The organism is Paenibacillus luteus (genome assembly GCF_006542765.1).
Taxonomy (GTDB): Bacteria; Bacillota; Bacilli; order Paenibacillales; family Paenibacillaceae; genus Pristimantibacillus; species Pristimantibacillus luteus.
Window position 1 is genome coordinate 128,318 of record NZ_SKCD01000005.1, and the last position, 12,927, is coordinate 141,244.

Sequence of the window (12,927 nt, forward strand, 5' to 3'; positions counted from 1 at the left end):
GCTTATTCCTCAATCTTATATTTCGGGCTGGCATTGTCGAAGTTCGGGTTCTCCCCGCAAACCATCAAGCCCTGACCCCAGTTGATATGTGTGTTTTCCGTTGGGAAATCCGTAGCGCTGCGGTATTGGAACAGCACATTGCGACGTGTCCGATCACTGAGATTCGCTGGTGATCCGTGAATCGTCAAATAGTTGAAGAATAGAACATCTCCGGCTTCTGCTGGGCAAGGCGTACCCATCGAGATCGGATATTCCTTGGCATTCAGGTAATGCTTGCCGATATGAGGAATCTCACCTTGCTTATGCGAACCCGGAATCACATGCAGACAGCCGTTCTCTACATTGGCATCATCCAGATGAACGCTGGCGGCCAGCATGGTATGCTGCTCGTGCGGGAAGTAGGGATGATCCTGATGCATCGGAAAGGCGGCTCCATTCTCCGGCGGTTTAACCAGCATCTTGGAATGATGCAATTGAACGTTGGGACCAATGATTTGCGATAGAACGGCTGTCATATTGGCATGGACGATTGCCCGCATGAAAGATGCATCATGATACTGCACATCGTGAAAACCTTTAAGCACAAGCTTCTTCAGCTCCTCCTTCGGCATAAAATCTCCCTGCCACGCGTGGTTCGTATCCTTCTGAACCTGCGCCGCACGGTCGATGATCTTTCCAACTGCCGACCTCATTTCCTCAACTTCCGTTTGATTAAACACGCCTTTTACCAGCAAATAACCCTGTTCGTTGTAAAAATCGACATCCTGTGCTTTAATCATGATAGTACCTCCATTTGTTTTAGTTTCGCTAACCTTATGTATATTATGACTTGTAGACGTGTTCATATCTTTAGCTGATAGAGCCAACCTTTTGTCTTTTTACGCCATCATCATAAGGAGGATGTATCTTGTACCACTGGATTGAGAGCGAAGCCAGGCTGAATAGGCAAGCCGCTCGAATTACATCTGCAGATGCCGCATTCACGGTTCATTATTGGGGGCTGAATCCCCGGCATTTCAGCAATTCGCTGCACAAGCATTCTTTTTTCGAAATTTGTTACGTCCTAACTGGTGAGGGCACTTATCTTGATGACGGTGTACTTTATCCGTTAAGCAAAGGAAGCCTGTTCTGTTCGCGGCCGGATATTACGCACCAGATTCAGTCCGTTGACGGCATGCAGCTGATTTACGTGGCCTTCGAGCTTGATGAAAGCAAATGCTCAGATGAGGTGCGCTTAGCCTTCCAGCTGCTAGCCGAAACGACTGACGTATGCAAGCAGGATGGCGACGATCTATCTTCTGCGCTGCTCTGGCGCTCTCTGCTAATACGGTCGGATGACCAGCCGGCCATACCGGAATCCTCTCTGCCTGATTTGGCCCGTGCACTTCTTTTTTCATTTGTATCCTTATTTGGGCTGAGAAAGGCCGCCGAGCGACCATCGGTTTATCGCAGCTCAACGTTGATTCTCAAGCAGGCTAAGCTCTATATCCGCGACAATTTGTCCGATGACGATCTTTCCCTTGGCAAGGTTGCCTCCCATATGAATGTATCCTCGCGGCACTTATCCCGGATTTTTTCTGCGCATATATATGAATCCTACTCGCAATATGTCCGCATGCAGCGGATACGACAGGCCGCTCACCTGCTTCGCCATTCCGAGCTATCTATAAAAGCGGTTGCGGAGGAGACCGGATTTGGATCGGTACACTATTTTACTCGGACCTTCCGGGCGCTGATGAACACTACGCCAGCAAGATTCCGTGAAGAAGCGACTGCTGGCCATTAATTGCACCGCACCGCTAGGAGTACTCTTATAGATGGAATTTCTCCCGCTAAACTAGCGGTATCCGCTTCTCAAATGAAATATCTGAAATTTTTCAGCTAAATTAATTGGGGTCGAATTTTTAAACAAATAGCTTATATCTAATGAAGAATTGTTTACATAATCAAACCGCCGAGAAGGCAAACTTTTCATAAATGTGGCTTTGTTAGCTAGCGGAGTTCACTCGATCTAAACATTGCAGCAAGACAGTCACCAGCCTCCTTTGGGGAATCTTCACGCCTTAAATCACCGCAGAAAGCCCCGTCCATACTAGATAGACGAGGCTTCTTACATCTTTAAAAATACTTATATCTTTTAGCCGCAACCCGAGCATGAAAGCTGGGTCTCTCACAGAGAAAGTGTAAAACGATATACTATAGTAATTTGAATCTCTGATTATTTTAAAGTAGTTGGACTTGATGTTTACGTTTTAGTTACTGCACGAGAGAATCATTCTTTAGGATCGCTCTTGACGCCGCCAGTTGATTGGATTCCAAATGATAGGATAGGCTAGGAATTCCGACTAAAATAGGACAAACTTAAGAGTTTTGCTGCTGGGGCAGCTGGTAGGTAACAATCTTCTTCGCCGCTACTACAGCATTGAGCTGTCCGATTTCCGCTTTCAGCGTTTCCTGCCATTCCTCAAGCAGATTCGTTCTTTTCACCTCGCCGTCCAGCCCATCTCCCGAGACGGTTACAGGCGAATCCGCTTCCTCTACATTATAGACGCGCAGCAGCGCTCCCTTCCCATCTGTCGACCACTTCAGCGCCGATACCATGACTTCGCCATCGACCTTTAGGTAGCTTCCGCTTGCAGGCAGCTTAGGTCGGTTGGCATTCGGGTTGATTTCCATAAAAACCCCTTTATGCATCGTATCCTGTACCCATGCCCTTCCTTTGTTCCAGCGCGCCTCATCTAGCGCCAGAAGCTTACACTCCACCCCTTGATGAAATAGCTCTGCTTCCTGATACAGACGGGTCGGCGTAACTGAATCCAGCGAGAACGGTCGAATAGCGAGCTTTACTTCCGAACTGCCCAGACACTGCCCCTTAGGCTGCAAATCCTCTTCCATCCGGGCTGCTTCCCTTAAATTAATCGTTTCTACGCCTCTTAGCATCGTGATCCCTGCCGTGCAGCCCGAATCTATCATTTCATATTCATGAAGCCCCTTGGCAAATATAGCGCAGCCTGCGGCTCCATGGATAGGAGCCAACCATTTCCAGAAGGGCTGGGAATTGGCATCACGCTGATAGCTGCTGCCCGCATCCCACTGGCGCCGAATAACATCAAATTGACCGCCTGCCAGCACATCATCGGCAGCACCAATACCTGGGAACAGCAATCGTATTCGATGATCCTTAACCCGGTTTTCCAGCTCAACGTTCATCTGAATCTGCCGAGAACCCCGATCCAGCCGGAGCGTCACACGGAAATCGCAAGGAATGCTCTGAGAAGAACGCCTAATTTGTGCGGCATCAAGGCTCTCAGGCAGCTCCCAAGTAAACTCGTAAACGCATTGCTCATACAGATCATTTCTCGTCCATTCCACAAAAGATACCGCATCGTTCCAGATCGCTGGGATATCGCCCTCCACGTTCTTGAAGACATACAAGTCTCCGCCGTCTCCCGTATCCTGAATACCTCCCTGATCGTGATAAGTAAGACTTGAGAGCTTATCATGTAGATGGAAAGCTCCGTTGGGTAAGAGCTCCGCCCTTAAATATTCATTATCCAGCACAGGTAGCGACGGCTGCGTCGATAATAAATCGGACCGTTCCTGAATAACGGCCCCCGCTCGGCCTGGACGTACCCGGTAAGCAGCATAACCAAGCGCAGGCGCAATAGGCTGCCATTCAATATCCACGCGTTTCACTCGAAGCACGCCTGGCAGATTAATCGGGCTGATGACCTGCTTACGCACGATTTGCTCCGACAGGATTCGGTAAGGTATCGCGCGTCCCTCTTCGTCTTCGATCGCAAAAACCGTTACCTGATCCTCTTCCAAGAAATACACCGCTGTCTGCTGAACGGCTCCCGAAGGCAGCTGTGAAGTATTGAAGACCACCAGCTTCTGATCCTGAAGATCATAGTCATCGGCCTGTATCTGCCTAGCTAGAATGGTCTTCTTGCGCTCGATGATTTCGCCTGCCAATTCCTCCAAGCGCTTAAATCGATCCATCATATGGTCATGCACGCTGTCCTGGCTGCAGCCGCAAATGCTGTCATGGGGATGATTTTCCATGTACAGCTGCCAATAATAATCAATCGTGTCCGCTTCATAAGGATCCAACTGCAATTGCTGGGAAAATACCGACAACGGCTCGATCCATTTTTCCACGAGGTCATGGCAATGAACATTCGCTTGCTTCAAATAAATTCTACTCGATAAGGTGCCCGCCAAAATACTGTATTCAAAGGCTTCCCGCAGCTCGCCCCGGATGGTCTCCAGAATGCCCTCCTGCTGCTCCTGCATGTAGGATTGCACGCCCTTCACATAACTAGGCAGTGTACTGTGAACCACTTCGATTTCTTCGCCTGCGATATCCCGAAGACTCGCTAGCACATCTGGCAAATCATACTGGGCCTCCAGGTGATCGACGCCGTTCATCATCGCATAATGCCCGGAAGGGTTTACCGCTTCTTCCCGCTCCTTCATACCAGTGAATACGCTGGCGATCGCTTCCTTCTCCGAAGGCAGCCGCTGAGCGCTGTTATACCAGAAATACAGCAGCATGCCATCCACCTCCGAGCCGTCCGGAGCCTGCCAGCGGAAAAACGGCAATGGATGCTCCGCAAGGTCGTAGCCGCGTCCGAACACGCAGTTATCCAGTCCCACCTCCCGGAATAGCTGCGGCATTTGGCTGATCAGGCCGAAGTGGTCGGGTAAATATCCCACCTTCATCTCGCTGCCGAGCTGCCGGGACTGGGCTATACCTTTCATCAGATTTCTAACCGTTGATTCCCCGCTTGTAAGAAACAAGTCGTTTTGCTGATACCAAGGACCCACCAATATCCGTCCCTGCCGTATATAACCCTCGAGGCGTTCCCGATGCCCCGGACGCAAAGCGTAATAATCCTCCAGCACAATCGTCTGGCCATCCAGATGAAAATAATGAAATTCAGGCTCGCGGTCCAGCAGGTCCAGCAGCTTGTCGATCAATTGGACCAATCTGTAGCGAAACCGTTCAAACGGCAAATACCATTCCCGGTCCCAATGAGTATGTGAGATAAAATGATAGATTTTTTTCGGTGCCATGATAGGCCTCCCCCTACAAAAGCCTTTCTACTAAAAAAGGCAAAAATCTTGATAATGTTTCTACCCCTTGCCTTCCTTGCCGCACAAGATTGCCTATCCGTTATCGAAGACAAGGCGCAAGGTTATGATCTGCTTAGGTCCTGCCGATAGCTTAACGGCATTCCCATTGAACGTTAGTGACTCCTGATGAGCCTCGTCCAGATTCACTAGCGCTGCCGAGGTCAGCGGACTTGCAATGGTTAGGACGGCTTCCTGCTGATCGGACCCGCTGTTAAATAAACGGACGATATACCCGTTCCCATCAGACGCCAGCTTAAAAGCACTGATGATCATCCCGTCCCCCGTCAGGGAAAGATAGGATTTGCGCAAGGGAAGATCTGCTGCCCTGCTGTGCGGAGTTTCCTTATAAAGCTTGCCGGATTTGCGATGTGCGGTCTGCAGTCCGGTCACAAACTGCTGATGTTCTCTCCACAACCGGGCCTCGACAGGCTGTTCCGTTCCGAAGATGCCGAGAGCATACTCGAACACAAGCGGTCCCAGCAATTGCCCGCCGTCACTGCCGTCGGTCATCACTTCCTTATAGGTGCTGCGGTACAAGGTTAAAGCAATCGTCCGCTCGGCATGATCTCGTACTACCGCTTCATGCAAGCCTTTGGTGTACACCGCTATGCCTTTTTCCTGATCATGGAGGGCAACGATGCCATTGTGCGGCACAACCTCAAAGGGCTTGCGCAAATAATGGGACTGGTCGGCAACGCTGATTGGTCTTCTTACCAGATCAAACGGCGTGCTGGTGTAATAATGCTCTGCGGCAAGGCCAGTCGGGAACAACAGCTTCAGGCGGTGATCCCGTGCCGTGTTCACGATTTCGGTACGGAAATAAAGCACGGGATCATCTTTTTTCAAAGTGATATAGGTAATCACCGGTACGTCCACAAACTCCTCGCTGCGCGAGGTTTCCTGCTTATTAATGCTTCGGGGCAGCTGAAGCGTCAGCTGGATCCGAATGGTAGCCTGATAAGGCCCATCGTGCTCGGCAGCAACCGCCGCCGCAAGGCCTGTTGAACGGAACTTCGCGTTGCCTACCGGCGCTATATGGCTCCAGCCATCGCCAATGTCTGCTTCATCCTCAATAAGCAGCAGACCTCTGTAGGTGTGTCCGGATTGCAAATCCGTCACATCAATCGTGCCGCTGGCTCCGACAGTCACCTCGACGCGGCCATTGTTCCAACGGTTCTCCCCCGCCTGGAGCGATCCGGGAAAACGAACCGGTCCGATAAGCTTAGGAGCGCTATAGGCTAGCGGAGCGTGATTCTCAATCGTATATTTCTCCAGAGTAAAGGTCGAGTAGCCCATAGCTGGCAACTCAACAGGCAGCGCAATTCTTAGCTTGTCGACGATATCCGCACGGGGCAGCTTGCGGTAAGGCCTGATTCTGTTTACGCTGTTCGTACGCGCGCCAAGCAATTGATAAGGAACTTCCCGATGCTCGTGATCGAAGATGCGGAAGGAGGCTCCCTCCAGCGCGCGCATGGCCACGGCGGCATCCTCTCCCGCCGGGAGCGGAAGCTCTACAGTCACTATGCCGTTCACCGCAAACTGCGAACCATTGAACACGGTAAAAGCTTGATTGCCGTTTAAGTCCGCAGCTCGCAAATGATCGACGATGAAAAGGGCCTGTTCCTTAATCATCTGTTCGCTGATGAGGCGGGATTGGTCAAAACGGTACATCATATCCCGGTGAACCTGGTCAATCGAGCAGCCGCAAATGGAATCATGCGGATGGTTCTGAAGCAGATGCTCCCATGCTTTGTCGATGAATGCCTTCGGATAGGCGCGCCCTTCCAGCGAAGCCATGACACCTAGCGGCTCTGCCCATTTCTCTAGCAGGTTCTCGCAGTGCTGATTATGCTGCTTGAGATGAATACGCGAAGATAAGGTATTCTCGGGTACCCAATTATTGACCCCGTTTAAGGCAAGAGCTTTTTGCTCGCCCTTGTACACCCGCAGGTCCCCGAGCTTCCCGCGCAGCTCCGCCAGATACAGCTCCAAGCTGGAGTGAACCAGCTCCACATTAATTTCCTCTGCTTCATTAATTGTCTTGAGCAGCCATGTCAGCTGTGGTTCAATCTCCATATGATCCACGCCGTCCATGCCGATGCCAATCGTTGTCGTGCTGCGCTTGTTCTTGTATGCAATCCACTCCTGAACGCGTCTGATCAGCTCTTCCCGGTTCCCCGCATAATCATCGTCTCGATCAAAAAAAGGCCAGCGCACGCTAAAATAAAAGTCGCTGTACGAGCGGTCCTCATCCAGCTTGAGACCCAGAACGCGGCTGCCATCGGCGCCTTCCCACCAGATTTCAGAAGGATCAGCGTCGCCTTCGAAGCCTCTGAACAAGACGGCATTATCGATGCCGAAGCCCTGCAAAATCTGCGGCATTTGGCTGTTGTGCCCGAAGATGTCTACGATAAAGCCTGACTTCATCGGCTCCGTGCCCCACTCCCGCGATTGTGCCATCCCCTTCTGAAGATTCCGAATCAACGATTCCCCGCTGACCAGAAATTCATCCGGCATCACGTACCAAGGACCAATGGCGATCCGACCGCTGCGGATCAACGCTTCCAGCCGACCGCGATTCTCCGGACGAATCTCCAAATAATCATCCAGTACAATGGTTTGACCATCCATCGTGTAGTATTTGTACTCCGGATCGTTCTCCATATGGTCCAGCAGCTCGTCAATCATATAAACTAGCCGCGCTCTAAAGCCTTGAAAATCCTGGTACCATTCCCGGTCCCAGTGGGTTTGGGAGACCACGTGAATTTTTTCGATTCCTCTGCCTTTCTTGCTCATATAGCCATTCTCTCCTGTCACTTAATGAAAAGCAGCACTTCAGGTAAGAACCTGAAGGCTGCTGTATCGTTATGAAAAATAGATTTCTATTCCATGCTCTGCTGATTCATAGATGCCGCATAAAATCTTCATCATTTCCACGCCGTCCTGCACCGGGCTTAGAGGACTGCTGCCCAACAAGCAGCAGTCGATAAAATGATCAATTTCATTTTGAAAAGCGCGGTCAGCATCAAAGCTCGGATGATCCGTCTGAGGCTGTACGACCACCATCGTATTCGATTTCTCCGAAATCAGCGCAATCTCCGGTTCAATTTCCATGCCGCCCTTATCGCCATACAAACGGATTGAAGTTTCATCCTTCCGCGCATGCAGAGTAAAGCTGACATCTACCATTAGCGAAGCTCCGTTATCGAAGCGGATCAGCGCATTGGCCATATCCTCTACCGTATTGTGTTCCGGATTATAATCGGCAGATTTGTAGAAGGAAAGATTTTGCACATGAGAGCGTTGGCCTAGTTTCCGGTAAGTATTGCCGCTGATGGATTTCACTTTAGGACGTCCCATCAGAAACCAGCACAAGTCAATGATATGCACGCCTAAATCGATTAACGGTCCTCCGCCTGAACGTTCCTTATCGGCAAACCACCCCCCAGGGTTGCCCAGTCGGCGCAAGCAGGAAGCCTTGGCGTAATAAATCGTTCCAAGCTCCCCTTCCTCTGTCCACTGCCTAACCATTTGCGCGTTGGGATCATACCTTCGCACATAACCAATTTGCAGTTGTTTTCCGCTTCTTCTTACGGCTTCCTCTACCTGAAGCGCTTCTTCTACGGTCATGCACAGCGGTTTTTCCACCAGTACATGCTTGCCGGCATCCAAAGCCCGGATCGCAAACTCCGCATGAGTGTTATTCCACGTACAGATGCTGATGGCATCAATATCCGGATTAGCGATCATCTGGACAAAATCCGTATAAATCTGCCCAATCTGATAAAGGTCCGCTTGCGACTTTGCCCTTTCCTCATTGAGGTCGCAGATCGCGTAAAGCTTCGTCTGTTTATTGTTGTGGTAAGCCCTCAAATGAAAATTGGAAATGGAGCCGCTGCCCACAATGCCCACTTTGATTTTGTTCATCTTGTTCTAATCCACCTTTGTCACCTATATTTACGGTTCTAGTTGGTCCGCACGACGCGGATCGCATTCACTGCCGCCGCATCGCTCAAAGCGGAGAAATCAATTTCTAACACGCCATCGCTCACGGCAATTTTAGTGAATTCATAACGGCGCGCTTTGTCGTGGCCGAGAGTTGTTTTAAACATATCGTAGCCAGACAACGCATTTTTCCCTTCAATATCGACATTAAACACCCGCGTCCCACTGGAAGTAAATACAATTTCCGCAAAATCTAGACTTACCTGATAAGTACCGTTTGGCACATTGAATTTATAACTGAACGGATTGCCTCCGCTGCCATAACGCTGCGACTGATAAAGCGCAGGATCGCTCGACCCGGTTATGGTGTCTGCCGTGCTTGATGCAGCTGACGTTGAGGTTGTATAACCCCATGTGTTCGCACCGGAATAAGGCTGATCCGCCGCCCATACTTGACCAAGAGAATCCGTATAGCTTGCTGCTGCACCTACGTTTACTCTTTGCTCATACGGACTTACGACTGTTATCGTCCACGATTTAGTAGGTCCGAATACCGTTACGCCATCCTGAATCATGCTCGCACTGAAGGTATAGGTTCCGGGAGTAGACGGAGCTTGGATACTGAACACAAAGCTCCTGCGCTGATTAGCTGCAATCGTTTCGTAACCTGGGATGAAAGTCCGTTGGTTAACCGTGCTCAAGCTATAGCCCCCATGGCTAAAATCGCTCCACACAAACTGATTGGTCAAACCGGCTGATAAGCGGTAGAGGCTGCTCTCCGTCCAGTTATTCGCGCCTGCATTCTGCACATCAACGCTGATCTCAGCTTTGGTCCCCGCTGCCATCACCGTTGGAACATCCCAGTCCGTAAATTTGGCATCCCTTGGGCCTGCTACATGAATGGTGAATGACTTCAATACGCCGAAGCTTCCGGTTCCATCATCCATTTGCATAGAGAGCGTGTACGCACCCGGAGTTGTCGGCGCTTGAATAAAGAAGGAGAACGTCTTCGACTGCTCTGTCTTAATTAGTTCATTCTGGTTCATATAAACCTTCTGGTTCGCTACGCCGCTGCTAACCCCTCCGTAAGGGAAAGCTGCCCAAGTCAACTGATTGGTGCTGGAGCTTTTCAGCGTGTAGTTGGCTGCCCGCGTCCAATCGGCGGTTCCTGTATTTTTGAACGTAATCGCAACCGGTATTTGCTCGCCCGGTGCGGCATATTCAGGAATATCATCATTGAAGCTGACCGCGTTCTTGGCCAAGGCTCCGCTCGGAGAAACCCGTATGTCATACAGCCCCTTATCGCCAAACAAGGCTACTCCATCCTGAATCATTGAAACGCCTAATGTATAAACGCCACGTGTTCGCGGCGCAGCGATGGTGAAGGTAAAGGTTTTGCTCGCGCCCGGTGCGATGGAATCGGTTCCACTGAGGAATACGCGCTGGTTGCCTGCATTTGTGCTGATCCCGCCGCTTGCAAATCCGCTCCAGATGACATCATTCTTGCCGGAGACTGCCGCCAGCCTAAAGTTGTCGGCAGCCGTCCAGATTGCTGTGCCTATATTTTTGACAGTAACCGATACGGTAGAGGTCTGTTCCTCCGTCATCGCAGAAGGCACGCTTACCGCTGTAATTTGCGCAGCTTTGGCTGGTGCGGCTATGACCTGAATCGTCTTCTTCTGCATATCGCCCAGCAAGCCGGCGCCATCGCGGATCATCGACGAACCGAATAGATAGCTGCCCGCAGATGCTGGCGCTTGTACTTGGAATGTAAAGGTCTTGGCCCCCTGCGGCTGAATGCTGTCACCTGAAGCAAGGAATGCACGCTGATTGCCGGCGGAGAGCGAGTAACCGCTATCCGTGAAATCCGTCCATGTCAGCGTATTGTCAGTCGTTGCCGCAAGCCGGAACGAGCTGGCCGCCGTCCATGTCGCACTTCCTACATTCCGAACAGTGACCGATACCGGGTATTTTTGCCCTACGATCATCGTATCCGGCACTTGGGTGTCCAAAATGATAGCATCGTCCGCCAAGCTGCCCTTGACCTTCTGACGGATCAGGGAGGCATACGTATAAGGATCAACCGCTTCGTAACGGTATTCGGGATGCTCGGCAGCAATTTTCTTCATGACCTGATTGATAAATTCGATGGAAGTGAATGCCGGCTTAATGTATAGAAAATTAGGTGCGGAGCCCGGGCTTGCCAGAGCTGCCGTTACGTTATAAATATGGTTTGCCTGCCCCTGCACATCACCATTGGCAATGGGAACGTTGTCGCCCATCACAACCATATTCGTGCTGCGGACATCAGGCTTAGGTGCATTCAGATTCGGATTGTAGAACAGAGCCAGATCATTGGAGAACCAGCGATAGGTTTGCTCAGTAGCAGCCGTGACCAGACCGGCATTGCCGTTCAGGATGAAACCCGACATGGTGTAACCTGTGTTGCGGAACAGCTCTTGGTTCCATTTTAACCAGACCGGCTTATCCTTGATGTAGTCAGGATTCGCATATCCCGCTCCAGAAGCGCCTGCAACCAGATAATCGTTCGACGTTGCCGTATCATACAAATACTGCATAATATCCGGTGCATTGCGCGTGATCGGAGCAATGTTCCAAGCGATCGGCAGCTTGCCCCGGGCAGGGTCCGAATTCCAGACATAAGGAAATTGATAATGGACCGTGGACGCATCATGGTCGCCCATTCCCCACAATATATACGTTTTATTCTCCAGCACGGGACGGCTGCCCGCCTGAACCGCTGGTTTGAGATTCGTCGCTGCGGGTCCCCACCAATGGACAGACATATTGGAATCGCCCATCGTGTCGATAATGCTGGCAAGCGCGGCATTGTATTTGGAGAAATATTCTACCACTTTCCACTCGCCTTCAAATTCCGTATGACTGCCCTTGCCCCCATACGTTGAATATTTGTCCCACCATGGAAAGAAGCCATAGACCTCGATCATATTATCTTTGCCATGGATGTCATAAGCCGATTGTAGAATCGCCAGCATCGTATCCCGATCCTTCCCCAGGGTCTGGTCGGGCGCATCGAAGGCTTTCTCGTCTCCCCACGGGCTGAGGTCGAACACAAAGGCTTTCCGCATAACGAGAATATCCCTGACAGACGTATATTCCTGCGAGTGGGTCTGAGGCAGCCGGGCATAAGCATCCTCTATATATCCGAGTACCCCGGCATTGACAAGCCCGGTGTCCAAATACTGCTGCTTCGCCCATACATAAGCATCCGTCTTGGCGTTGGGACCAGTAAATTGTCCAGCAAGCGAGCGCTGCACAGAAAGGCTGTTCGGTGAGGTGGTTAGCCTTGTATACAGCTTACCTCCCCCCATAACGGCAGGCGCTTGCTCGACGCCGGCAATTGTCGTGGCGACGTTGGCCGTTGCATCGACTTTGGGGTCCCATACGGCAAGCCCTGTCAAGTCTGCCCGGAACGTATTGACCAGATCCTCAAGAGTAGCTAGGGGGGTCACCGTATATTCGCTAAGCCATTGGCCTGGCTTACGAAAGGTTTCAAGCCATTTCTCGTCAATCTGCCAAGCTTGTCTGGCCGTTATGCTTGGTGTCTGTACGTAGAAAGAATTGTAGACATATAACCTTGGCCCCTTTTGATTGACGATTCCTTGGAGAGTCGCAACAAACAGCCGGATGTCATAGCTCTCAGCCGTGTTGAAGACGTTTGCAGCTTGACGCAAATCAAAAGTATAAATGACAGGGAAAGCAGCCGCCTTGAGCGGCGGTGGAGTAGCAGCGAACCACCCTGATACAACAAAAGCGAAGAGCAGCACCATCTTAAACAATCGGCTATTCAACATACGCAAA

Annotated in this window: 6 protein-coding genes; 1 reads left to right on the plus strand and 5 read right to left on the minus strand. The window is 50.8% G+C overall.

The window, feature by feature from the left end; genetic code table 11:
- Positions 1 to 2 precede the first annotated feature (2 nt).
- The gene (locus E0496_RS03965) at positions 3 to 779 is read right to left on the minus strand and encodes a phytanoyl-CoA dioxygenase family protein (protein ID WP_141500374.1); all 777 of its coding nucleotides are present in this window, start codon (positions 777 to 779) and stop codon (positions 3 to 5) included.
- Positions 780 to 907: 128 nt separating this feature from the next.
- On the opposite strand from E0496_RS03965, the gene E0496_RS03970 reads away from it, so the two are divergent.
- Positions 908 to 1,786 carry an AraC family transcriptional regulator gene (locus E0496_RS03970; protein WP_141500375.1) on the plus strand — a complete coding sequence of 293 codons (879 nt, stop codon included), beginning with the start codon at positions 908 to 910 and terminating at the stop codon, positions 1,784 to 1,786.
- Positions 1,787 to 2,361: 575 nt separating this feature from the next.
- Here the strand turns inward: E0496_RS03970 and E0496_RS03975 are convergent.
- The 4 genes from E0496_RS03975 to E0496_RS03990 form a co-directional block, all read right to left on the minus strand.
- Entirely contained in the window at positions 2,362 to 5,079 is a 2,718-nt protein-coding gene (locus E0496_RS03975; RefSeq protein WP_141500376.1) for a glycoside hydrolase family 38 N-terminal domain-containing protein, read from the minus strand.
- Between the two features lie 93 nt (positions 5,080 to 5,172).
- Positions 5,173 to 7,935, minus strand: coding sequence for an alpha-mannosidase (locus tag E0496_RS03980; RefSeq protein ID WP_141500377.1), 2,763 nt, complete (start codon positions 7,933 to 7,935; stop codon positions 5,173 to 5,175).
- Between the two features lie 69 nt (positions 7,936 to 8,004).
- Positions 8,005 to 9,066: a Gfo/Idh/MocA family protein gene (locus tag E0496_RS03985; RefSeq protein WP_141500378.1), complete on the minus strand. Its 1,062-nt coding sequence runs from the start codon at positions 9,064 to 9,066 to the stop codon at positions 8,005 to 8,007.
- Between the two features lie 38 nt (positions 9,067 to 9,104).
- Positions 9,105 to 12,920 carry a malectin domain-containing carbohydrate-binding protein gene (locus E0496_RS03990; RefSeq protein ID WP_141500379.1) on the minus strand — a complete coding sequence of 1,272 codons (3,816 nt, stop codon included), beginning with the start codon at positions 12,918 to 12,920 and terminating at the stop codon, positions 9,105 to 9,107.
- Positions 12,921 to 12,927: the final 7 nt, after the last annotated feature.